Source organism: Arthrobacter sp. 01T419 (assembly GCF_056398865.1).
In genome coordinates this window covers 22310-46609 of record NZ_JBFTQF010000001.1, presented here as the reverse complement: position 1 = coordinate 46609, position 24300 = coordinate 22310, and the positions used below count along the sequence as shown (strand labels likewise).

The window sequence follows — 24300 nt, the reverse complement described above, 5'->3', positions numbered from 1 at the left end:
CGCTGTCCAGGGCGATCGTGGCGGACGTGTGCCGCAGGCTTGGGAAAGGCGAAAGGGGCTGATGACGTGTCGAGGGAGTCGGCGGTACATCTCATCGAGCACAGCCCACTCCAGTCCGTCGGTTTGGTCGTGTTGCCGGTAGGCTGCGAACGCGGCACGAACCCGTTGAACGCGCTCGACGACGCACAATTTCGCGCTGATACCGTGGAACGAAGGCAAGTGGCCGGTTATTGAACATGTTCAGGGGAAGCATGACGGAATGGAAGCCAGGCTGGTGGGCTCGAATGTTCATGGGCGCAGGGTCATGGGTCCTGGCGATCGGCGAGGGCCGTCTGCATGTCCGCGGAATTCCACAAGAGTTCGCGGTCGATGTACTGGACGTCCTCGGGCTTGCTGTCGATCAAGGTTCGAGGCGGATCTCCATCACCCTCCCTCGCCGGACAGAAGTAGTGCTCAATGGGCTGTCTCGTCGCGCGGTGCGTGAGGTCGCCGCTGCGTACCACTCCGAGCTCGATGAGCGACGGCATCTCGCCGCCCTGCTCTCAAAGGCTGAGGAGCAGGGCGAGGCGGCCAGCCTGTGGTGGTCCCGGGTCCGGGATGTGATGGACCGACTACGGTGGGCGGACCAGGACACGATCGCCGCGCTCGAGGGCTCCCGTCCGGACGTCGCTGTGTGGCTGGCTGCCGACAGCGATCCGAGGCTCTCCGGGCTTCCCAGGGGTAAACGTGAGGACCAGCGTGCCGCAGTCGACGCCTGCCGCACCACTGACTTGTCAAGGTGGGCTGCCCAGCGGAACGAGGCGTTCCTGGAGTGGGAGAAAAACGAGTTGGCGGACTTCTTCCGCAAGGTCGAGAAGTCGCCGTTGACGGAAGAGCAGACGAGGGCGACGGTCTGCTTCGACAACCGGGTGCGTGTTATCGCGGCCGCGGGCTCCGGGAAGACCTCGACCATGGTAGCCCGCGCCGGGTATGCGATCCGGCGTGGCATCGCACAGCCGATGGAGATCATCGCCCTCGCATTCAACAAAAAGGCAGCCGGTGAGCTTTCGGAGCGGCTCGTCTCCCGCCTCGGCGATGACGGCGCTTCGGTAGCATCAAGCACATTCCATGCCTTCGGGTTGCGCATCGTCGGTGAGGCGACCGGGCGCAAACCCGCCCTCCCCGATGACCTCCCCAGGGACAATGGGATGGGACGGCTTGCGGGGATCGTGGATGGCCTGCGCGACCGTGACCCGGCCTTCCGGCGGGACTGGGACCTTTTCAGGCTCGTGTTCGGCAGGCAGCTGCCGGATCTCGGGGATGAAGCCGATCCTGAGAAGTCGGACAGGAACACAGGTAGTAACGGCTTCGGCACTCTCGCTGGAGAGGTCGTCAAGAGCCAGGAAGAGGTGATGATCGCCAACTGGCTCTTCCTCAACGGCGTCCGATATGAATACGAGCGACCCTACGCGCACGACGTTGCGGACGCGCACCACCGTCAGTATCAGCCGGACTTCTACTATCCGGACATCGACGTCTGGCATGAGCACTGGGCGCTCGGTTCAGACGGCAACCCGCCGCCACATTTTGACGGGTATGCCGAAAGTATGGCGTGGCGGCGTCAGACCCACACTCGATACAGCACAAGACTTATCGAGACAACCTCGGCAACCATCCGGGACGGGTCCGGGTTCGAGCACCTCGAACAGGAGCTTCGCCGACACGGAATCCAGCTCGAGGAAGACCCCTACAGGGAGGCACTCGGGGAACCGCCGATCAGCGATCAGGCGATGGTGGCGCTGATGCGGTCCTTCATGACACACGCGAAGGGCAACCGCCTCACGCCTGACGTGCTGACGCAACGGGCCGGCCGAACCTTGCGGGCCAGGCTCTTCACACGTCTGTACGGCGTCATCCTCGCCGAATGGGACCATCAGCTCCGAGCCCCGGGCCAGATCGATTTCGAGGACATGCTGAATCTCGCAACCGATCACGTCGAGTCGGGCCGGTGGATGAGCCCTTACCGGCTCGTCATGGTCGACGAGATGCAGGACACCAGCTCTGCCCGTGCGGCGCTGGTACGGGCGCTGCTGAAGACACCCGATACCTTCCTGTATGCAGTCGGCGACGACTGGCAGTCCATCAACCGTTTCGCGGGCTCAGACCTCAGCGTGATGACCGGCTTCGATGACTGGTTCGGCGCTGGCTCAACGATTTGGCTGGACCGTACTTTCCGGTCCCCGCAGTCCCTGTGCGACGTCGCCGGCCGGTTCGTGATGAAAAACCCCAATCAAATCTCCAAGAACGTCAGATCTTCAGCGCCGGAGGCTGTCGAGACCGTATGCGCCGTCAGTGTACGGGAGCGCAGCCACTACGGATCGGCCGTTCGGCAGCACCTGACAACCCTTGACTCAGAGCTCACTGAGCCAGCCACTGTGCTGCTGCTCGGCCGGTACTCCCGGTCCAAGGACGATGTCACCTCGGCGCTGGAAGCGAGATACGCCAACCTGACCGTCCAGTTCAACACCGTCCACGCCTCGAAAGGAAAAGAAGCCGACTACGTGGTCGTCCTCGGCCTTGAGAGGAGCGGTTTCCCCAGCACCATCGAGGACGATCGACTCCTGCAGCTGGCTATGGCGGCACCGGATCCCTACCCGTTCGCCGAGGAACGACGCCTGTTCTACGTAGCGCTGACCCGCGCGCGGCGTTCCGCGCTCCTGGTCACCCGCAGCGGCGCAGAATCAGCATTCCTCCTCGAACTGGTCCGAGACCGAGTCCTCAAGATCCGGTCCGCCACAGGCGATGACATCACTCCGGTGGTCTGCCCGAAATGCAAGAAACGCACCGTAAAGGAACGCAATGGGCGGTACGGGCAGTTCTTCGGCTGCACTGGCTACCCGATCTGCACCGGAACGATAAAGCTCGCGGATGCTTAGTGCGTCGCGCAAGACGGAGACTGCCGTGTCCGCGATGAGCTCCGCGGGTGTGCTCGGGTTCTGAATAAACTCCAGGCGCACCTCCCACGTCGGGTCAACCGCAAGGGCAGCCATGGCGCTGTGGGGGAGCGGCTCGTGCCGTTCGCCGAAGCTACTGTCATCGAGTTCTCGCAGACCGAGCCAGCTCCGGTCCCGCCAGCCAGACACATCAGTCAGGAAAAGGAAGCCAAGATCCTCAGGCAGGCAGACGAGCTCAATGCTCGTGTCGCCAGAATGCTGCAGGAGTTCGAGTAACGATAAGGTCGTGCTTAGGAGGCATCATGAGGCCGCAATAAGGCCAACGCGCTGGACCTGGTCCTCGTCGTCCTCGTCGAACTCCCCCGATTCGTCGACGGCGTCGGCCGCGCCGTCGGCCCCCGCTCGCTCGGCCGCGCGCTTCTCCCGCAGGTGGTCGATGAAGACCGAGGCGATCGCGCTCTTCTGCTCATCGGTAAGCGGCACTGCCGTCGCCCGGATCTTCGCCACATGCGCCTCGTGCCTGGCCTGGGCCGTCATCTCCCTGCCGAAGCACTCGTCCAGTGCGGCCTCATCGAAGGTGAGCTTCCTCACCAGCCGGCCTCCGCGTCCTTGGAGCATCGCGTATTCGCCTCGCAGGTCGCCACGCTTGAACGACTGGCGAATCCGGGCCTCGCTGCAGTTCTGGCGCTGAGCCGCCTCGCGCACGTCGAGCCGGCCTGCATCGCCGAAGTCCACGGTGTGGTTCGCGCGATCGCGGATGTGCGCCAGCGGGCCTGCGAAGGCCGCCTCGAGATCGGCCTCGTCGAAGGTGAGCCTCTTCTGGACGGATCCGTTGCGCCCGGGGTACGTCTCGTATCGACCCTCGATACCGCCCTGCTTGAACAAGCGTCGAAGCGTCTCGTGGTTGCAGCCGTACTTGTCGGCCGCGATCATCACGTCCAGGCGCATACGTCCCCCCTCGGAAGATCGAAGGACCGCCTGGTCAGTCAGCCGGGGGTCGAATCGAATGGTCATCTGATAGATGACTTTACACGATTCGACTCATCTATCAAATGACTTATGCGAGAGCCTGGCTAATCCTCTATGCCGACCGGGGAGTGAAGTCGATGTCCACGAGAGAGGAGTCGAAGCCGCGCGAGCGACCGCTCCCCGGCGGTGCGGGCAGGATCGTGACCGTTGCGATCTTTTCCAGGATGAAGCGCTTGCGCGAGAGCTCCAGATCCTTCCACTCCTCGATGAGGTTCCCTCCTTGGAGCAGGTCTCGCCCTGGGTTGCTGGGCGGCGGTGCAAGCTGTCCCTCGATCTTGAGCATCAGGCCGCGGATGCGCCCCGACTCCTCCCGGACGCCCTCCTCATCGAGGATCCCTGCTGTAAAGAGGCGTGCGAGCCCGCTGTACTTCTTTCGCAGCTCGTCGAGCTCATTTTGCAGCTTGTTGCGGTCAATCGACTTGTCCTCGGCGATGTCGAACAGTGCCATGGCGTCCGGCTGGCTCAGACGCCACAGCACCTGCTCCTCGACAAAGTCGTCGACAGGCTGCGCCGTCCGCGACAGGTGCTTGTGCTTGAGACAGGCGTACAGCCTCTTCGGCTCGAACTCCCTATACACGCCGTCCTTCCCCGTGTACGCCGAACGCTGGTAATACTGCGTGAACAGGCGCGTGTCGTCGTCGCAGCGCCCGCATCGGGCGATCCCGCTGAGCAGGTACTTCGGGTCGGTCCCCCAGTCGCGCTCGCGAAGCGGGTCGTTGAGCAGCAGCTGGACCCTGTCCCAGACGTCCGCCGTGACGATGGGGTCGAAGTCGCCCGCATAGGACTTGTCGGACATCCTCGCGCCCGCTGCCCGCTTCTTGTCGTCAGACTCCCACTTCGAGATGATCCCCTTGTACCGGGTGTTGCCGAACATCGAGCGCAGATTGTGAGTGCTCCACGGCCGGCCTCGGCTCGTCGTGAAGCCTTGGGCATTCAGGTCGCGGGCTATCTGGGCCATGCCTGTGCCGTTGAGATAGTCCTCGAACGCCTTCTTGACAGCCGCCGCCTCGTCGTCGATCTGCGTCACCCCGTCATCGTCGTAGCCAAGGATCCGCACGCGGCCGATGGGCAGCCCACGACGACGCCTTGTCTCGTTGGCATGGATGGCTCGCTCGGACTTGCGCCGGATCTCGAACCTTGCCACCGCAGCGAGCATGGTCGCCCTGAACTCGCCATCGGCGGTCGTCAGATCGATGTCGCCGTCGACGGTAGCGACCTTCGCCTTGAGGTCGATCAGCTTGACCAGGTCCTGCAAGGTCCGCAGCAGGCGGTCGAGGTCACGGGCCACGACGACGTCGAACTTGCCCGCGCGCAGGTCCTGAAGCATCGAGGCCCAGCGAGTCGTCGCGTCGCGGGCCTTCGTCGCTGAGATGCCGTCGTCGATGTACTCCGGACCGTACTCCCAGTCGCGCGCTTCGCAGAAGGCGCGGATGCGTCGTCGCTGCGTCTCCAGGGTCAGCGACTCGTCCGAGTCGTCGTCGGACTTGGAGACGCGGAGGTACACAGCAGCAAGGGTCACGTATCTGAGCCTAACTGCATCAATGCAATAAACGTGTGAACGGCGGTGATGCTCGTGTTCGAGCGGCCAGTGCGGTCAGCCGCATGCCATTCTTGACTGGGTTCCTATCGCCCCGCGCGACGCACGGACCACTGGGCCAAACTCGCCCCTCTCCAGGGAAAACGCCGTCTCGGGAGGTGCGCCGCGACCACTCTGTCTTTCCCCGTGCTGTTCGCAACCTGCGTCTTGGCCGCGGTTGCCAACGCCGGCTTCTTGGTCGTCGTGCTCAGCGTGAAACCGGTCTTGTAGCCGCGGACCAGAAAGGGCAAGCCCTGGCGGTCCTTCCGTCCGGCACCGCGACAGCCACCGTGGCCGGCCTCCCGGCGAGTGCGCCGCTCGGCAAAGTGATGGTCGCGTAGACGTGGCGCGTACCTACTTGCGTGGGAGTGCCTCGCCTCAGACACGAGGCAGGATGTCACGTTGCTGATACACGGATCCGTGTAAAGTCCTTGATACAGGACACTATCGCGAACGAGCAGGAGCAAGCACGTATGGCCGAGTCGGCAGAGGCATCCAGGAAAACGACCGCGCGGATCGTCTGGGACACCGCTGACAAGTACCTGCGCAACATCGTCGACGAGGAGGACTACGGTGACTACATCCTTCCGTTCACGGTGCTCCGCCGTCTGGAGTGCATGCTCGCAGACAGCAAAGAGGACGTCATAAAGTATGTCGATTCATTCGCCGACATGCCCCAGCACCTGATCGACATCGCGGTCAAGGACAGATTCGGCTTGGGTTTCTACAACGTGTCCCCGCTGGACTTGGCGACGATTGCATCTGTAGACGACAACGTGGACAAATCTCTCAAAAGTTACATCGACGGGTTCTCCCACAACATTGCCGATATCTGGGTATCATTCGACTTCAATCGGCGCGCGAAAGTACTAGCCGACGCCAACCGCCTGCACGCCGTCGTCAAGCACTTCTCCACGCTCGACCTCAGCCCGACCAGCCTCAGCAACACAGGCATGGGTGACGTCTTCGAGGACGTCATGTACCGGGCCTTCAATAAAAAAGGCAAGGCAGCAGGTAACTTCTACACGCCGCGCGACGCCATTCGGCTCATGGTCGACGTGCTAGTCGGCGGCGACGATGACATGATCGCGGCTGACCACGCCGCGCGCTCGGTCTACGACCCGACGGCCGGCTCCGGCGGCATGTTGCTGATCGCGCAGGAGGCCCTGAAGCGCACCAACGAGAAGGTCGACGTCACGCTCTACGGTCAGGAGCTCATGGCCTCTGCCTTCGCCCTCGGCAAGGCGGATCTCCTCGTCCAGGGTGGCCGCCCCGACGCGATCAAGCATGGCAACACTCTGCTCGAGGACCTCTACGAGGGGCAGACCTTCGACTACGTGCTCTCTAACCCACCTTTCGGCATGGACTGGGAGGTCGAGGAGAAGTCCGTGCGGGAGCAGGCTAAGAAGCTGGGGTCTCGGTTCAGCCACGGCCTCCCGAGCATCAGTGACGGACAGATGCTGTTTCTGGCGCATTGTGCGTCAAAGCTGAGCCCGGCCGGCAAGAACGGTCAGGGAGGACGTGCAGCAGTAGTCTCGAACGCGGCTCCGCTCTTCAACGGAGACAAGGGGCCGACGGCCATCCGTGAGTGGCTCCTTGAAGAGGACCTGATCGACGCCATCCTTGCCCTGCCGCCCGGCATGTTTTACGGGACCGGTATCCCGACCTATGTGTGGATCCTCGATACGAACAAGGACCCGGAACGCGAAGGCAAGATCCAGCTGATTGACGGATCAGACCAGTGGACTCTGCTGCGCAGGCCGATGGGCGAGAAGCGCCGCGAGATGAGCCCAGCGGACCGGGATCCGGTGCTCGAGGCGTACAAGGCTTTCGAGCAAGCGGATCCTGAGATCTCCCGCGTGCTCACTCCTGACGACTTCAGATTCCGAGACGTCCCCGTCTACAAGCAGGCTCACTTCGCCGCGCGATTCAGCGACGATGTCGTTGAGGGCCTTCGCGAGCGCAAAGACTTCACGGAAGACCACGCGGCCGTGCTCGAATCGCTCGACGGTACGAACTGGAACGACCTGCCAAAAGCCTTCCCGAAGGCAGCGAAAGCAGCCGGGCTGAAGGCCCCGCTGGGCCTGGTGGACGCTGTGATGAAGGCGATGGCAGTGCCTGATGACTCAGCGCCGCCCGCCATCGATCGGAAAGGAAATGCGGTCACATCGAGCGGGTGGAAGATGACGGAACGCGTGCCGCTGAGCGAGGATCTGGATGAGCACATGGCACGCGAGGTGATCCCATTCTCTCCTGATGTCCAGTGGGAAGAGAGCAAAGCGAAGCACGGCAATGAGATCCCGTTCACGCGGATCTTCTACACGCCCCGCGCCCCGCGACCGTTAGACGAGATTGACGCCGAGGTGCAGGGCCTCATGGGCGAACTCGCCGACATGTTCAAGCTGGTGAGCGATCAGTGACAGTTCGGGCGGTTCACCAGTCGCTGCTCGAGAGTTCCGCCTTCGTTATGGCTCCCATCGGGTCTATCGTCGTCGAGCGGAACGAGAAGGTGGACGAGACCGCGTACCCACCACTGTCGGTCGGCAAGCTGGGTGTCACGCCCCAGCTTGCCGGCGTCGCCAAGTCGCAGACCGAAGGCGATCGGAAGCTTGTTCGAACCGGCGACTTGGTCATTAACTCGCGATCCGACAGGCGCGGGGCGTCTGGGCTGGCGCGCCAGGACGGGAGCGTCTCGGTCGTATACTCCGTCATGACTCCGAGGCCAGACCTCCTGATCCCCGAGTACGGCCACCACCTGTTCCGCAGCATCGCGTTTCAGGACGAGTTCTTCCGCTGGGGCACCGGAATTGTCGATGACCTGTGGTCGACGAACTTCACGCGGATGTCGCGCATTCGGGTCCCCCTTCCGCCGCTGGATGTCCAGCGCCGCCTCGCGGCCATGCTCGACGAGGTCGACGCCATGGTTGCGAAGCTCGATGAACTCACCGACTCGCTGCGAGCACGGGCGATCGACACTGCTGCCCTGTTCGGCCTCGCCGAAGATGACTCGCGCCGGCACGAGGACGCAAAGTCCCCGCTGTCCGGCATGCCTGAGCACTGGGACCGCACGAAGTTCGGCTACGACTTCACCGAGAGCACCGAGCGGAACGGCGACGATCCGCCAGGACCTCTGCTCTCGATCTCTGAGTACCGAGGAGTCGAGCTGAACTCTCGAACCGACGGTCAGCAGGCGTCGCAGGACGTTGCAAACTATCGGGTTGTGAGGCCTAGCCAACTTGCCGCCAATATGATGTGGCTCAACCACGGCGGACTGGGGGTGTCGTCACTCACCGGCTATATCAGCCCTGACTATAAGGCGTTCTGGATTTCGCCCCGCTTCTACCCCCGCTACGTACACCATCTGCTCCGGAGCCCTCGCTACGTGGACTACTTCGGGGCCATCGGCACAGGCGTCCGCCCAAATGCCCAGCGGGTCACGAAGATCGCGCTGGACATGATGCCCCTGCCCCTGCCTCCCATGGACGAGCAGAGGCGCATTGCAGGTCATCTCGACGACGTCACTGGTCGCATCGACGAGATGTTGGGGAAGATCGCCAGACTTCGAGACCTCCTCGTGGAGCACTCGTCTGCCTTCTTGCTCGACGTTGTAACCGGACGGAAGGAAATCGCATGAGCAACGCGCAGCTGATGGAGCGCGAGTTCGAGGAGAATCTCTGTTCCGAGCTGGCCGAGCGGGGCTGGCTATACGAGGACGACGGGAAGCCGATCGGCTGGGACGTAGGCCTGGCCATGGTGCCGGCCGACGTTCTGCACTGGCTGGGTGCCCAATACCCCGACGAATTCGAGAAGGCCGTGCCCGAGGACCTGGTAGGCGAGCAGAAGGTCGCCGCTGAGCGGAAGCTCCTTGAGCACATCACCAAGGAGCTCGCCAAGACGACGCGCATGGACCCGACGACAGGGCACCCGGTCGGCGGCCTGCTCGGCGTGCTGCGAAAGGGCTTCTCCTACGCCCAGATCGGCCGCCCCGCCGCGAAGTTCGGGCCGATGATGGCCTTCCCGCCAGCGAACCCGAACTTGATCGAGGTCGTCGAGGCGGCAGACTCGGTCCGGCTGCGCATCGTTCGCCAGGTGCGCTTCGACACGAAGACCAACGAGAGCATTGACGTCGTGCTCCTCGCCAACGGCTTGCCGGTCGTCACGCTTGAGCTCAAGACCGACAACACGCAGACCGTCAACCACGCGATCCGCCAATACAAGGAAGACCGCAAGCCCGGCAGGAGCCGCCCGCTCCTCGCTCCCGGCCGTGCGCTGGTCCACTTCGCGGTCTCGAACGACCTCGTCTACATGACGACCAAGCTGGAGGGCGGGGACACCGTCTTCCTGCCCTTCAACCAGGGCAACGACGGACACGAGGGCAACCCTCCCTCGGGCACGGGGTCATCGACCAACTACCTGTGGCGCGAAATTCTTGCTCGTCCCACCTTCATGCGCATCCTCAAGGACTTCGCGCTCTTCGAGCCTGACAAGTCCGGGAAGAAGGGTGATGGCAGGCTCGTCTTCCCGCGGTTCCACCAACTGCGGGCCGTCGAGCGCGTGGTCGCCGACGTCGAGGCGAACGGCCCGGGCAAGCGCTACCTGATCTGGCACTCGGCCGGATCGGGCAAAACGAAGACGATCGCCTGGCTCAGCCACCGCCTGATCCGCCACATGAGCGCCGACTCGAAGTCGACGTTCGACTCGGTCATCGTCGTCACCGACCGCACTGTCCTCGACGAGAACATCCGCGACGACATGAACCTGGTGCAGTCCAGCACGGGCCTCGTCGTCGCCGTGGGCGAGAAGTCCGGGGCGAAGTCTCCCCAGCTCAAGAAGGCTCTCATCGAGGGCGACCACATCATCACTTGCACCCTGCAGACCTTCCCTGAGGTCATGAAGCTCATCGAGGACACCGAGGAGCTGCGGGGCCGGCGCTGGGCCGTCGTCGCCGACGAGGCGCACTCGTCCCAGTCGGGCTCCGCGGCCAATCAGCTCAAGGAGCTCCTCGTCGATGTCGACCTCGACCCCGACGAGGAGATCAGTGCCGACGATCTCATGGCGGCGAAGGATTCTGCCATCGCGGCCTCGGCCAACATCACCTTCGTCGCCCTGACCGCGACGCCGAAGGGAAAGACCTTGCGTCTGTTCGGTAACCAGGTCGGAGAGCGCTGGGAGGCCTTCGACACGTACACGATGGCGCAGGCGATCGAGGAAGGCTTCATCCTCGACGTCCTCACCAACTACTCGACCTATGACATGTTCCTCCGGGTGAAGAACACCCTCGAGGGCGAGGAGTCAGAGAGCGAGGTCCAGGTCAACACCGGCGAAGCGGTCTCGAGCATCGTCCGTTACGCGAGGTTTCACCCAACGGCGATCGCACAGAAGGTCCGGGTCGTGGTCGAGCACTTCCGACGGAACGTACAACCGCTCCTCGGCGGCCAGGCGCGCGCCATGGTCGTGACCAGCTCACGTATGGAAGCGCTGAGCTGGTCACGGAAGATGGACGCCTACATCGCCGAGAAGGGGTACGAGCTTCACACGCTCGCCGCGTTCTCGGGCTCGCTTACCGACGAGGACGGCGAGAGCGTCACAGAGATCTCGGTGAACGGCGTCAGCGATGTCGGCAGGGCGTTCCGCGAGCAGGGCGTCTACCGCGTCCTCATCGTCGCGAACAAGTTCCAGACTGGCTTCGACGAGCCGCGCCTGATGGGCATGTACGTTGACAAGAAGCTTTCGGGCGTCGCGACCGTGCAGACCCTCTCGCGGCTGAACCGCATCTACCCTGGCAAGACCGCGCCGATGGTCGTCGACTTCCGAAACACCCCGGCCAGCGTCCAAGCCGACTTCAAGCTCTACTACTCCGACGCGCACGTCGACGGTGACGTGGACCCGAACGCCCTGATCACACTCGGCGAGCGGCTCGACACGACAGGGCTGTACACCCACGAGGAGATGGACGCCGTCGCCGACACGTTCCTGACTGACGCCGGCGGCGAGGCGATCGCCAAGGCGCTGGCCCCGATCAAGAACCGCTGGAGCGGCCAGTGGCGTCAAGCCGTGCTCTCGAAGGACAAGAAGCAGAAGGAGGCGCTGCAGTCGTTCCGCGCCGACGTCCTCGGCTACCGCAACGCCTGGCAGTTCCTCAGCCAGATCGTCGACTACCAGGACCCGGAGCTGCACCGCCGCGCCATCCTCGCGACCTTGCTGGGACGCAACCTGCACACTGACGGCGACGACCGGGACGACAGCTTCCTTGAGGGCGTTCAGCTCTCCGGAGTCAAGCTCGTCCCGTCCGCTATCGAGGAGGACCACTCGCTCAGCGAAGGTAGCCAGGATGGCATCAAGCTCCCGATCTTCGACGGCGAGTACGGCGGCAGCGCCACGCCGAAGAAGGGCCCCCTCGACGAGGCCATCGACAAGGTCAACGAGATGTTCAAGGCCAAAGGCGTCGATGTGAGTCCTGAGAGCGTCTCCGGCTTCATCACGACCTTCTGGGGTTTCCTTGACGCCAACGAGGAGGCCGTGGCGATGGCGAAGAACAATACGCTCTCCCAGCTCAAGGCATCCGAGGGCTTCAGCGGTGCCGTAGGGCTCGCGGTGCTGAAGACAGTCAACGAGTCGAAGGAAATCCAGTCGTACATGACGGATCCGGCCTTCATCGGGCAGATCGCCGACATCGCGGCGGACGCGCTCCATGCCCAGCACCGCCCCGACGCGGACGCGGGCTCCGACCCGGCAGCGGAATGAGCATGGGCGAGGCGGAGCAGCAAGGCTTCGGCGACGTCATCCGCGAGGCCCGGAAGAAGCAGGGGTGGTCGCAGGCGGAGCTTGGGGAGAAGTCCGGGCTGTCGCGCCCGACCATAGCGCGCGTCGAGACGAACCACGACGTGTCGACCGCGACCATCGCGAAGGTCGCGCAGGCGCTGGGCCTGAAGCTCGAGCTCAGGAGCGACGGCTAATTATGCGGATCCCCTTCAGCTTGTCTCCGCGCATCTTGTGTCAGTGGTCCTCAGTATGGTCGTCTCGATTAATGAGGGAGGGAAGACCATGGCGCTGACGACGTCTCCCGCCGGCAGGCTTCGAAACACGAGCCTGCCCAAGAGCCATGCGTTACTGCCCCTGCTCGAAGCGAAGACTCGTCGGGACAGGGCCGCCCGACAGTGAGTCGAATCGTGATCGAGTGACGAGTTGACTAACGATTCGACTGACGAATGAGTGAATGTCACAAACGTGTGTAGTTGGGATACTTCGCCCGATCCCTCGATGCCTATGGGCGGGCGGGCGAACCGTGCAGGCGCTGCGCCGCTGTGGGGCTGCCGGGTGTCATCAAACGCGAGCAGTTCATGAACCGCTCTTCCTACACCTGCCCCATCTGCCAGCCGAAGCCGCGCAACGGCCGCTGGTAGCACGGATTCGCGGGTATGCCCCCGCAAATCCGGGGATTTCCGCCGTCGGGCAGTAGATTGAGAACGGGAAATCAGCCACTCAGGAGATCCGAAACACCTTGCATCTGAAAAGTTTGACTGTCCGGGGATTCAAGTCGTTCGCGTCGGCCACGACGTTCGACTTCGAGCCGGGCGTCACGGCCGTTGTCGGCCCCAACGGTTCGGGCAAGTCCAATGTGGTTGACGCGCTGGCCTGGGTCATGGGCGAACAAGGTGCAAAGACCCTGCGCGGCGGTAAAATGGAAGACGTCATCTTCGCCGGCACATCGGGGCGGCCCCCTCTGGGCCGCGCGCACGTTGCGCTGACGATCGACAACGCCGACGGCGCCCTGCCGATCGAATACAGCGAAGTCACCATTTCCCGCACGCTCTTCAGGACCGGCGGATCCGAGTATGCCATCAACGGCTCGCCGTGCCGTCTCCTGGATATCCAGGAATTGCTCTCGGATTCCGGCCTGGGCAGGGAAATGCATGTGATCGTAGGGCAGGGGCAGTTGGACCGCGTCCTGCACGCCACCCCTGAGGACCGCCGAGGATTCATTGAAGAGGCCGCAGGCATCCTCAAGCACCGGCGCCGTAAGGAAAAGACTGTCCGGAAGCTGGAAGCCATGCAGGCAAACCTGCAGCGCCTTGGCGACCTCACGGCAGAAATCCGCCGGCAACTCACACCGTTGGGTAAACAGGCCGAAGTCGCCCGCCGCGCGCAGAGCGTCCAGTTCGACGTTCGAGACGCAAAGTCCCGGCTGCTGGCAGACGAGCTCGTTCAGCTCTCCAAAGCGTTGGAGAAAGATGTCGCCGACGAAGCTGCGTTGAAGGAGCGGCGCGAGACGGTTGAAGCGGAGCTCGGCGCGGGCCGCCAACGCCAGGTCCGTCTTGAGCAACTTGCGGCCGAAGCCACACCCCGGCTCAATGCGGCCCGGGACAATTGGTATCAATTGTCGGCAACCAGGGACCGGCTTCGAGCCTTGGGTTCGCTCGCCACTGAGCGTCGCCGCCTCCTCGGCTCCGCGGATGCGGCCCCGGATTCCGGCCGCGACCCGGACCACCTCGACCGGCAGGCCGCCCGGGTCCGGCAGGAACAGTCGGAGCTGGAGCACGACATCCTTGCGAAGCAGGCAGCGCTTCTCGAGGCCACGGCTGCCAAACTAGAAGCCGAGAACCTTGCCGCGGCTGAGGACAAGCGGCTGACAGCCGTGCTGCGGGCAGCAGCCGATCGCCGTGAAGGCCTCGCGAAACTCGTGGGTCAATTGGCTGCCGCGCGTTCCCGGGCTGAGGCAGCCGAGGCCGAACGGGGCAGGCTCAGGGACTCGCTTTCTGCCGGTGAGGAGCGCCGTCGCCACGCACAAAGCGAGTTCACGGCCCTCGAATCGCAAGTGGCCGGGGTTGAAGACGGTGAGGAAAGCCTCGACGCCGAATACGAGGACGCCACCGCCCTTCTTGACCAGATCACTGCCGAGATCGAGGCATTGAAAGCCGCCGAACGGGAAGAGGTCCGCGAACGCGATGCGCTCGTCGCCCGCCGCGATGCCCTGCAGCTCGGCCTCAACCGCAAGGATGGCTCTTCCCGGATCTTGTCTTCAGGCCATCCCGGGGTCGTGGGTTCAGTGGCCTCCCTTCTGACTGTGGAGCCCGGCTATGAGGCCGCCGTGGCCGCAGCGCTCGGCAGTGCCTCCGACGCCGTGGTGGTGGCCGATGCCGCGGGAGCCGTCGCTGCGATGCAGTTGCTGAAAGACGCCGACGCCGGACGCGCCTCCCTTTTGCTGGCGGACGTGGTCCCGCCCGCCGCTACGGAGCTCGACTTGTCGAAACTGCCGGAGTTACCGGACGGCGTGCGTTGGGCCACTGAGTTGGTTCAGGCCGATGGTCCTGAAGCCAGCGGCGCGGTAGCCCTCCTGGCGCTCACCGCCGTCGTCGATGGACTGGACGCAGCGGCAAGCTTCATTGCCGGCAACCCGGGGCTTACCGCCGTGACTCTCGAGGGGGACGTCTTTAGGGCCCTGACTGTGGACGGCGGATCGGCCACGGCACCGTCGCTCCTTGAGGTCCAAGCCGCAGTAGACGACGCCGAAGCCCGGCTTCTGGAGCTCACCACCCGTCTTGAACGTGGCAAGTTCGCCCTTGCGGGAGCCGAGGCGCGCCGGGCCGACGCCCAGGAGCGCGCGGATGCGGCCCTGGACAAACTCCACGACTCGGATGCCCGGCTGGCTGCCGTCGCCGAACGGCTTGGACACCTGAATTCCCAGTTGCGCAGCGCCGTCGCGGAAAGCGACCGCCTGGCCGAGTCCTTAGCCAAGGCCGAACTGAACATCGCCGTCGCCGAGGAAGCCCTTGAGCTTGCGGCGGAACGGTTGGCCGCGGCACAAGAAGCCCCCCAGGAAGAAGAGCCTTCCACAGAGCACCGGGACGGCTTGTCGATGGCTGCCAGCGAAGCCCGGTCCCGCGAGATGGAGGTCAGGCTAGGGCTGCGCAGTGCCGAGGAGCAACTCGCGGCAACCAGCAACCGCGCTGCATCCTTGGAACGCGCCGCCGCAAGCGAAAGGCGTGCCCGCGAGGAGGCAGCGCGTCGGGCCCTGCGGCGCAAAGCCCAAGCCGAGCGGGCCTCGGCAGTGGCCTCCGCCGTCGAAAAGACAGTGCGCTTTGTCGACGTTTCAGTGGACTTGGCCGCCCGCGCTCGCGACCTCGCGGAGGCGGTCCGTGAGCAGCGCGAGAAGGAACTTGCCGATGTCCGTAGCACCAACGACGTCTTGGCCCAGGAACTGGCTGGACTGACGGATTCGGTGCACCGCGACGAACTCGCGCGAGCCCAACAAAGGCTCAGGATCGAGGCCTTGGAGACGCGAGCCATCGAAGAACTTGGCCTGTCGGCGGAACAACTCGTGGCCGACTTCGGTCCGGAGCAGCCCGTTCCTGTGCCCGCAGCCGCCACTGACAAATGGGCCGAACTTCGCGCCCCGGTGGACGAAGACGGAAACCCTGTCGCGGAGGGTGTTCCCTTTGTCCGCGCTGAGCAGGAGAAACGGCTCCGGAAGGCCGAACGGGACCTCGCTGCGCTTGGCAAAGTGAACCCCCTGGCGCTTGAGGAATTTGCGGCACTCGAGGAACGGCACCAATTCCTGAGCACGCAGCTGGAAGACCTCAAGTCCAGCCGAAAAGACCTTTTGGACATCATCAAGGAAGTGGACAGCCGCGTCCAGCAGGTCTTCGCTGAAGCGTTCGCCGATACGTCCAAACAGTTCGACCACGTGTTTGCGCGGCTCTTTCCCGGCGGGGAGGGAAAATTGGTGCTGACAGACCCCGACGACATGCTGACCACCGGCATCGAGGTTGAGGCAAGGCCCGCCGGCAAGAAGATCAAGCGCCTGTCCTTGCTTTCCGGTGGCGAACGGTCGCTGACGGCCGTCGCCCTGCTCGTGGCGATTTTCAAAGCGCGGCCTTCCCCCTTCTACGTCATGGACGAGGTGGAAGCCGCGCTGGACGATACCAACCTGGGCCGGCTGATCACGATCTTCGAAGAACTGCGCGAGTCCAGCCAGCTGATTGTCATCACCCACCAGAAAAGGACCATGGAAGTCGCGGATGCGCTCTATGGAGTGACAATGCGGGGCGACGGGGTGTCCACCGTCATCAGTCAGAGGCTCGGTGCCGACGTCTAGCTTTATGAGAAGCTAGGGGAGTGAACGATCTCCTCCCCATTATTTTGTCCATTGTCGCTGCCATTGTGGTGGTCGGAGGGCTGATTCCTGTCCTGCTCAAGGCGCGGAAGTCCTCCTCGACCTACGCTGGAACGCGCGACGCCAACGATCCCGTTGGTACGGCGTCGGCTGGCGGCGGAACGATCGTCGACGACGCCCCCGGGTCCGTGCGGGAACGCCCGGCGCCCGGCAGCGTCGCCGAGCCCACCGACCTTGCCGTTCCCGAGACCGACGTTCCTGACGACGCCGCGGGACTTGAACTCATCGAGGTGGAGACGCCTGCGCCGGTGGAAGGCCGCCTCAACAGGCTTCGGGCGCGATTGGTCAAATCCAACAACATTCTCGGCAAGGGTCTCCTGGCGCTTCTTGCGAGCGACAAGATCGACGAAGATGTCTGGGACGAAGTCGAAGAAACACTGCTCCTTGCCGACCTTGGCACCGAGCCCACCATGCAACTGGTGGATGCGCTGCGTGAACGGGTGAAGGTCCAAGGCACCCGCAACCCGGAGGAAGTCAAAGCCCTCCTGCGCGAGGAACTCATCAAGCTCGTGGATCCCACCATGGACCGGAGCTTGAACGTGGAGCGCAAGGGAGACCACCCGGCCATCATGATCGTGGTCGGCGTCAACGGTGTCGGCAAGACCACCACCGTGGGCAAGCTCGCGCGCGTTCTCGTCGCCGAGGACAAGGACGTTCTCCTGGGCGCTGCTGATACTTTCCGGGCGGCGGCTGCGGAGCAGCTTGCCACGTGGGGGCAGCGCGTCGGCGTCGCAACTGTCAGGTCACATGTGGACGGCGCGGACCCCGCCTCTGTTGCGTATGAGGCCGTCAAATCCGGCATCGAGCAGGAAGTGGACGTCGTGATGATCGACACCGCCGGCCGCCTGCAGAACAAGGTCGGCCTCATGGACGAGCTCAGCAAGGTCAAGCGCGTCATCGAGAAGCTGGCCGAAGTGGACGAAGTCCTGCTGGTGCTGGATGCGACCACCGGCCAGAACGGCTTGAACCAGGCAAAGGTCTTTGCTGAAGTGGTCAACATCACGGGAATCGTGCTCACCAAGCTGGACGGCACCGCGAAGGGCGGGATCGTCGTCGCAATCCAAAAGGCTCTCGGCGTACCGGTCAAGCTTGTTGGCCTTGGCGAAGGCCCGGACGACCTCGCCCCGTTCGAGGCGGAGGCCTTCGTCGACGCCCTGCTGAACTAGGTGCCCTGCTGAACTAGGTGCTCTGCTGAACTAGTTGCCCTGCTGAACTAGGCGCTGCATCGGCTCGCGTGCTACGGACCAGCCGACGGCCGAGAGCAGCAGGATGCCGCCGGTTGCGCCGAACGCCCAGCCGTAGCCAAAACCGTCGGCCAGAAGGCCAACCAGTACCGGGCCTACGATTGCTCCGGCGTCGGAGGCCATCTGGAAGACCGCCAGGACCTTGCCACCGGAACGGCCACGACCGATGATGTCCCCGACGGCGGCTTGCTGGGCAGGGTTCAGCAAACCCGAGCCGAAGCCGGCCACAGCGGAAGCCGCGAAAAACGCGGGAAGATTGCTCGTCAAACCGATGGCGGCGGTGGCCAAGCCTGTGACAACCAGGCCCAGCAGCATCATGGGCTTGCGGCCGAAGCTGTCGGCAAGACGGCCCGAGAAGGTCAGTGCCAGCGCGTTGCCCCCTGCGAACACGGCCAAGGCCCATCCCGCGGAACCTGCACCAGCGGCGAGGACAACCACCGCGAACAATGGCACAGTGGCCATGCGCACGCCGAAGGTCGCCCAGCCGTTACTGAAACTGGAGAACAGCGCGGCCCGGTAGGCGGAATCGCCCAGGGCCTCCTTCATGTGCATCGCCGGCCCCGCCGCACCCCCTTGGATCGCAGCCTTTGAACGGCCCGTCAGCTGCGTGCGTACAACCAAGGCCGCGAGGACCAGGGCTGCCGCGTAGGCGAGGAACGGAACGCGCAGCCCGAACCCGGCCAGCAACCCACCTACCACGGGGCCGAGGACGCTACCGATCAGGAAAGCAGAAGCGTACGCGCCGGAGACCCGCCCGCGGCTTTCGGGAGGGGCCAGCCTGATCAAAAGTCCCATCGCTGCCACCGTGAACATCACGGAACCGGCTCCGCCGAGGCCCCGAAAGACCAGCAGCTGCCAATAGTTCTGGGCGAAGGCGCATGCCGCCGTCGATGCCGCCACAATCAGCAACCCCGCAATGTACACGGGACGCTCGCCGAAGCGGCCCATCAGGGCACCTCCTGCCGGAGCGAATACCAAACGCATGAAGGCGAAAATACTCACGATCACCGCGGCCGCCGTTGCGCCGACGTCGAAGGTGGTGGCGAACTGCGGAAGTACGGGCGCGACGAGGCCAAAACCCAGTGCTATCAGGAACGCTGCCACCAACATCACCTTGATGTCCCGGGGCATCTCAGCCTTCGTGGCCCTGGCCCCTTGATTTGCGCGGGATTTGGGGCTTGCGGTCATCGTGTCGGGATCCTCCGGGTCGTGTTGGCGCAGGGAATGTGGAACTGACGAAACATACCCGTAACAAGCGTGATATGCACCATTTACCTTCGAGAAGTTCTTGTAACAGCCCTGCAATCTAAAACCTTCGCAGGTGAAACACTGCCCCGCAAAACTCTTACATAGAACGCAAATGCGTTGGGACAGGCGGCAAAGTCCGCAACAAAGAGCAGAGAGGACGTAGACCATGGAATTCAGCGCCGGTCTCGTTTGGCTCCTGGTCGCGTCAGCCTTCGTGCTGTTCATGACCCCGGGCCTGGCATTCTTCTATGGCGGCATGACCCGTGCCAAGGCCGCCCTGAACATGATGATGATGAGCTTCATCGCCATCGGCACAGTGACCATCGTCTGGGTCTTGTGGGGCGCCTCGATGTCCACGAGCAACACGGACAACTTCTTCCAGCTCTTCGCAAATCCGTTCAGCCACTTCGGCCTGCACAACTTCACGGATCCTGCAGACCTCCTCAAGGTAGGCTACGCGGCCACCTTCGCAATCATCACCGTGGCCCTGATCTCCGGTGCCATCGCGGACCGCGCCAAGTTCTCGGCATGGACGCTCTTCACCCCGATTTGGGCCACCTTGGTCTACGCACCCATGGCTTACATGGTGTGGGGCGGCGGGCTCTTCTCGAAGGACGGCTGGTTCGGCCAGACGTTCGCTCCGGTCATCGACTTCGCCGGTGGCACCGTGGTGCACATCAACGCCGGTGTTGCCGGCCTGATCCTCGTCCTGATCATCGGCAACCGCAAGGGCTTCGGCAAGGACCCGAACCACCGCCCGCACAACGTGCCCCTGGTGATGCTCGGCGCGGCCATCCTCTGGTTCGGCTGGTTCGGCTTCAACGCCGGTGCAGCAGCAACGGTAGAGCAGGCGGGCCTCATCTGGATCAACACCCTCACCGCACCCGCAGCAGCCATGCTTGGCTGGCTGATCGTGGAGCGCATCCGTGACGGCCACCCCACCTCGCTCGGAGCTGCTTCGGGTGTTGTCGCCGGCCTGGTTGCCATCACGCCGGCTTGTGCCAACGTTTCCCCGCTCGGTGCCATTGCCCTCGGCGTTGCAGCCGGTGTTGCGTCTGCCCTGGCCGTCGGCCTGAAGTTCAAGCTTGGCTACGACGACTCCCTGGACGTCGTCGGTGTCCACTTGGTGTCCGGCATCATCGGCACCGTTGCCATCGGCTTCCTTGCCACCCCGACCCAGGGCGCAGCCGGCCTGTTCTACGGCGGCGGTACCACCCAGCTGGTGGCACAGTCCCTCGCGGCGCTTTGCTCGATTGTCTTCACCGGCGTGATGACGTTCATCATCGCCTACCCGATCCACAAGCTCATGGGCTTCCGCATCTCCGAACGCCAGGAAATCGCCGGTGCAGACCTCAGCCTGCACGCCGAAACGGCGTACGAGTTCGGCGTCGGAGGACACGGAGGCAGCTTCCAGCCGCTTCACGACCTCATCACCGGCAAGGCATCCGCCGAAGCCACTGACGAAGCATCCGTATCAGGCAAGGAGAGTGTCCAGGCATGAAACTCATCACGGCGATCGTCCGCCCGGAGAAGCTCGACGCCATCCGAGAGGGGCTCGAAGCTTACGGGGTACAGGGACTGACGGTCAGCGCGGCCAGCGGCTACGGCCGGCAGAGGGGTTACACGGAGGTGTACCGCGGAGCCGAGTACAACGTGGATTTGCTTCCGAAGATCCGCGTCGAGGTCCTGGCCACGGATGAGCAGGCGGACGACATCCTCGATGTCCTGATCGCTTCCTCCAACACGGGCCGCGCCGGCGACGGCAAGGTCTGGACCGTGGACGTCTACGAAGCTGTCCGTGTCCGCACGGGCGAACGCGGCGCAGCAGCCATCTGAAGCACCTAACGCAAAGGCGGGCCGGGTACCTGGAAAGGTACCCGGCCCGCCTTCGCGTTTGCGCTTCCGAAGTCGACCGGCCTGCTAGCCTCCGACCCCCTAGCCCACGACGGCGGTGGGCCAGTCCGCGGGACCGGCCCCACCGGCGTCGTACTCCTCAAGCGGCACCGAATCCTTGGCCCAGGCCTTGAGCACGGGCTCGACGATCCTCCAGCAGTCCACCGCGGTGTCTCCGCGGACGGAAAGCAAGGGATCGCCGGTGATGACCCCCTCCAGGACTTCTCCGTAGGGCAAGAGCTCGGAAGCATTCAGTTCAGAGTTGAGCGTTACGCGGTCAAGCGTGAAGATGTCTCCGGGACCGTTGACGTCAACGTCGAGCTGGAGTGTGTCCGGACCGAAACCGATACGCAGCTGGTTGGGGGAGTCCACGCCTTGGAACCCGGCCGGCAGATGCGGAACAGGCCGGAAGGTGATGATGGCTTCCTTGCGCATGAGTCCCAATGCCTTACCTGAGCGAAGGATGAAAGGGACTCCCTTCCAGCGCCAATTGTCGATCGACACCTCAACCTCCGCAAGCGTCTCGGTGTTCCGGGCGGGATCAACACCCTCCTCGGCGGCATAGTCCGGAACCGGATGCCCACCGCTCCGGCCGGCTTTGTACCGGGCCCTGCGGGTGGTCTTCCGGTAGGGCGCGCTGATGCTGCTCGCACGCAGCACCGTCGAGATCGCGCCCCTGAGATCGCGCTCGCCGATGGTGGCGGGGGCATCAATGGCCAGGAGTGCCATGATGTGCAGCAAATGGCTCTGGATCATGTCCTTCAGGGCACCGGCGTTGTCGTAGTAGCGGGCACGCCCTTCAAGTGCGAGGTCTTCGTCGAAAATGACCTCCACCTTTTCGATATGGTCCCGGTTCCACACGGGTTCGAGGAACCTATTGGCGAAGCGCAGGCCCAGGATGTTCAGGACGGTGGCTTTGCCGAGGAAGTGGTCCACCCGGTGGATGCGGTCTTCCGGGACCAGGGCGGCTAGGGTCTTGTTGAGTTCCCGGGCGGATTCCGGACTGGATCCGAACGGCTTCTCCATCACCAGCCGCGTCCCGGCCGGCAGATCTCCGGCGGTGAGGACTTCGCAGGCCTTTTGGCTGATGTGTGGCGGCAAGGCAAAGTAGACGGCTACCGGAGCTTCGAGTCCAGCCAACAGTGTGGCGAGTTGGCCATCGGCCGTGACATCCAGCTGATGGTATGTGGTGCTGTCCTCCATGGCCGCGACTGCTTTCTTTCCTGCGGCATCGGCGTCCTTTCCAGCCTCCTCAAAGGCGCCCTGGACCCGTTTTGTCCATTGCTCGGGGGTCCAGGGATCGGAACCCGCCCCCACAAGCTTGAGGCCTTCCGCGAGCCCGCCGGCCACAAGCCTGGCAAGGCCGGGCAACAGCAGCCGGCCTGTCAAGTCCCCCGAGGCGCCTAGGATGAGCAACGTTTTGACTGTTGTTTTGCTGGTCACTGTGCCAGCATGCCATCTTGCAGGCGCGTCTTGGTACCCTAGATAGTCGAGTCCCTCAGTTGAGTCAGATTTGTTTGGGGCAGGAATCGTCAAGATGTTGGCGCGCCGGAATGGCCGCCATTCGTAGACCATTGAAAGAAGTGCACGGCGCGTGTTCAATTCACTCTCTGACCGGTTGACAGCAACCTTCAAGAATCTCCGTGGCAAGGGTCGCCTCACCGAGGCCGACGTCGATGCCACCGTCCGGGAGATCCGCCGCGCCCTGTTGGATGCGGACGTTGCTGTTTCCGTGGTCCGCGAGTTCACGGGGCGCATCCGTGAACGTGCTCTGGGCGCCGAGGTTTCCGCGGCCCTGAACCCGAGCCAGCAGATCGTGAAGATCGTCAACGAGGAACTCGTGGAGATCCTCGGCGGCGAGACACGCCGTATCCGCCTGGCGAAGACCGGCCCCACCATCATCATGCTCGCCGGCTTGCAGGGCGCGGGCAAGACCACCCTCGCGGGCAAGCTCGCCAAGTGGCTCAAGGCCCAAGGGCACAGCCCCGTACTTGTTGCCGCCGACCTCCAGCGTCCCAACGCCGTGACGCAGCTCCAGATCGTCGGTGAACGCGCTGGCGTCCACGTCTTCGCACCGCACCCGGGCACCACATCAGACCTGGATGTTCCCACCGGCGACCCTGTCGCCGTCGCACGCGCCGGCGTCGACGAAGCCCGCCAGAAGCTGCACGACGTCGTGATCGTCGACACCGCTGGCCGCCTCGGCGTCGACGCCGAAATGATGGACCAGGCGCGCCGCATCCGCCAGGCGATCATCCCGAACGAAGTGCTGTTCGTGATCGACTCCATGATCGGCCAGGATGCGGTCAATACGGCCGTTGCGTTCGATGAAGGCGTCAACTTCACGGGCGTCGTGCTGTCAAAGCTCGACGGCGACGCCCGCGGCGGTGCCGCCCTGTCGGTCGCGTCCGTCACCGGAAAGCCGGTCATGTTCGCGTCCACCGGCGAAAGCCTCGACGACTTCGAACTGTTCCACCCGGACCGCATGGCCTCCCGCATCCTGGACATGGGTGACGTTCTCACCCTGATCGAACAGGCCGAGAAGAACTGGGACAAGGACGAAGCGGCCCGGATGGCGAAGAAGTTCGCCGATCAGGAAGACTTCACCCTGGACGACTTCCTCGCCCAGATGCAGCAGATCCGCAACATGGGTTCCATGAAGAAGATGCTCATGATGATGCCGGGTGCGCAGAACATCCGCCAGCAGCTGGAGCAGTTCGACGAGCGCGAGATCGATCGCGTGGAGGCCATCGTTCGCTCCATGACTCCGCATGAGCGCCTGGCTCCGAAGATCATCAACGGCTCCCGTCGCGCCCGCATCGCCCGAGGCTCCGGCGTGCACGTTTCCGAGGTCAACGGCCTCCTCGAGCGTTTCGCGCAGGCCCAGAAGATGATGAAGAAGCTGGCCCAGGGCGGCGGCATGCCGGGGATGCCGGGTATGCCCGGCATCGGTGGCGGTGGTTCGCGCAAGGGTGCCAAGAGCGCGCCGAAGAAGAAGGCCCGTTCCGGCAACCCCGCCAAGGCCGCCCAGGAATTGCGAGACGCCGAGAACAAGCGGGCGAAGGCTGTTCCCACCGGCGCGGCATTCGGCCAGGGTGCCGGCGACTTCGACCCCGCGCAGCTGAACCTGCCCAAGGGCTTCGACAAGTTCCTCGGCGGCAAGTAACCGTCCCCCAGCGGCCAGTGAGTTTGGTTGTCAGCCCC

At 63.9% G+C, this 24300-nt stretch carries 15 protein-coding genes and 1 pseudogene; 12 read left to right on the top strand and 4 right to left on the bottom strand.

Annotation, left to right across the window (positions count from 1 at the left end; translation table 11 throughout):
* The first annotated feature begins 251 nt into the window (after positions 1–251).
* Both AC1DLO_RS00205 and AC1DLO_RS00200 read left to right on the top strand, forming a co-directional pair.
* Positions 252–2915: a UvrD-helicase domain-containing protein gene (locus tag AC1DLO_RS00205; RefSeq protein ID WP_476914368.1), complete on the top strand. Its 2664-nt coding sequence runs from the start codon at positions 252–254 to the stop codon at positions 2913–2915.
* A 135-nt stretch (positions 2916–3050) separates the two neighbouring features.
* The gene (locus AC1DLO_RS00200) at positions 3051–3209 is read left to right on the top strand and encodes a hypothetical protein (RefSeq protein ID WP_476888343.1); all 159 of its coding nucleotides are present in this window, start codon (positions 3051–3053) and stop codon (positions 3207–3209) included.
* Between the two features lie 24 nt (positions 3210–3233).
* Here the strand turns inward: AC1DLO_RS00200 and AC1DLO_RS00195 are convergent, their stop codons facing one another.
* Both AC1DLO_RS00195 and AC1DLO_RS00190 read right to left on the bottom strand, forming a co-directional pair.
* Positions 3234–3947: a hypothetical protein gene (locus AC1DLO_RS00195; RefSeq protein WP_476888342.1), complete on the bottom strand. Its 714-nt coding sequence runs from the start codon at positions 3945–3947 to the stop codon at positions 3234–3236.
* Positions 3948–4014: 67 nt separating this feature from the next.
* The gene (locus AC1DLO_RS00190; protein WP_476888341.1) at positions 4015–5481 is read right to left on the bottom strand and encodes a recombinase family protein; all 1467 of its coding nucleotides are present in this window, start codon (positions 5479–5481) and stop codon (positions 4015–4017) included.
* 530 nt (positions 5482–6011) lie between these two features.
* On the opposite strand from AC1DLO_RS00190, the gene AC1DLO_RS00185 reads away from it, so the two are divergent.
* The 7 genes and pseudogenes from AC1DLO_RS00185 to ftsY all read left to right on the top strand — a co-directional run bounded on the left by AC1DLO_RS00185 (position 6012) and on the right by ftsY (position 17877).
* Positions 6012–7958: a type I restriction-modification system subunit M gene (locus AC1DLO_RS00185; protein WP_476888340.1), complete on the top strand. Its 1947-nt coding sequence runs from the start codon at positions 6012–6014 to the stop codon at positions 7956–7958.
* A 47-nt stretch (positions 7959–8005) separates the two neighbouring features.
* Positions 8006–9172, top strand: coding sequence for a restriction endonuclease subunit S (locus AC1DLO_RS00180; RefSeq protein ID WP_476888339.1), 1167 nt, complete (start codon positions 8006–8008; stop codon positions 9170–9172).
* Positions 9169–12282 carry a type I restriction endonuclease subunit R gene (locus tag AC1DLO_RS00175; protein WP_476888338.1) on the top strand — a complete coding sequence of 1038 codons (3114 nt, stop codon included), beginning with the start codon at positions 9169–9171 and terminating at the stop codon, positions 12280–12282. Before AC1DLO_RS00180 ends, AC1DLO_RS00175 begins: the two co-directional genes overlap by 4 nt.
* 2 nt (positions 12283–12284) lie before the next feature.
* Complete coding sequence (locus AC1DLO_RS00170) at positions 12285–12494, top strand: helix-turn-helix domain-containing protein (RefSeq protein ID WP_193593483.1); 210 nt, start codon at positions 12285–12287, stop codon at positions 12492–12494.
* Positions 12495–12776: 282 nt separating this feature from the next.
* Positions 12777–12941: pseudogene (locus tag AC1DLO_RS00165) on the top strand (bifunctional DNA-formamidopyrimidine glycosylase/DNA-(apurinic or apyrimidinic site) lyase); the annotation flags it as partial.
* 98 nt (positions 12942–13039) lie between these two features.
* Entirely contained in the window at positions 13040–16633 is a 3594-nt protein-coding gene (gene smc / locus AC1DLO_RS00160; RefSeq protein ID WP_476888337.1) for a chromosome segregation protein SMC, read from the top strand.
* 20 nt (positions 16634–16653) lie between these two features.
* Positions 16654–17877 carry a signal recognition particle-docking protein FtsY gene (gene ftsY, locus AC1DLO_RS00155; RefSeq protein WP_476888336.1) on the top strand — a complete coding sequence of 408 codons (1224 nt, stop codon included), beginning with the start codon at positions 16654–16656 and terminating at the stop codon, positions 17875–17877.
* Between the two features lie 30 nt (positions 17878–17907).
* Here the strand turns inward: ftsY and AC1DLO_RS00150 are convergent, their stop codons facing one another.
* Positions 17908–19143, bottom strand: coding sequence for an MFS transporter (locus AC1DLO_RS00150; RefSeq protein WP_476888335.1), 1236 nt, complete (start codon positions 19141–19143; stop codon positions 17908–17910).
* A 226-nt stretch (positions 19144–19369) separates the two neighbouring features.
* Here AC1DLO_RS00150 and AC1DLO_RS00145 point away from each other — a divergent pair, with 226 nt between their 5' ends.
* Both AC1DLO_RS00145 and AC1DLO_RS00140 read left to right on the top strand, forming a co-directional pair.
* Complete coding sequence (locus AC1DLO_RS00145) at positions 19370–20704, top strand: ammonium transporter (RefSeq protein ID WP_184737357.1); 1335 nt, start codon at positions 19370–19372, stop codon at positions 20702–20704.
* The gene (locus AC1DLO_RS00140; RefSeq protein WP_028264639.1) at positions 20701–21039 is read left to right on the top strand and encodes a P-II family nitrogen regulator; all 339 of its coding nucleotides are present in this window, start codon (positions 20701–20703) and stop codon (positions 21037–21039) included. The genes AC1DLO_RS00145 and AC1DLO_RS00140 overlap by 4 nt, the downstream gene beginning before the upstream one ends.
* Before the next feature lie 99 nt (positions 21040–21138).
* Here the strand turns inward: AC1DLO_RS00140 and AC1DLO_RS00135 are convergent, their stop codons facing one another.
* Positions 21139–22539 (bottom strand): glucose-6-phosphate dehydrogenase, encoded by a 1401-nt coding sequence (locus tag AC1DLO_RS00135; RefSeq protein ID WP_476888334.1) that lies wholly within the window; start codon positions 22537–22539, stop codon positions 21139–21141.
* A 151-nt stretch (positions 22540–22690) separates the two neighbouring features.
* On the opposite strand from AC1DLO_RS00135, the gene ffh reads away from it, so the two are divergent.
* A complete protein-coding gene (gene ffh / locus AC1DLO_RS00130) occupies positions 22691–24262 on the top strand; it encodes a signal recognition particle protein (RefSeq protein ID WP_476888333.1) in 1572 nt (523 codons plus the stop codon).
* Positions 24263–24300: the final 38 nt, after the last annotated feature.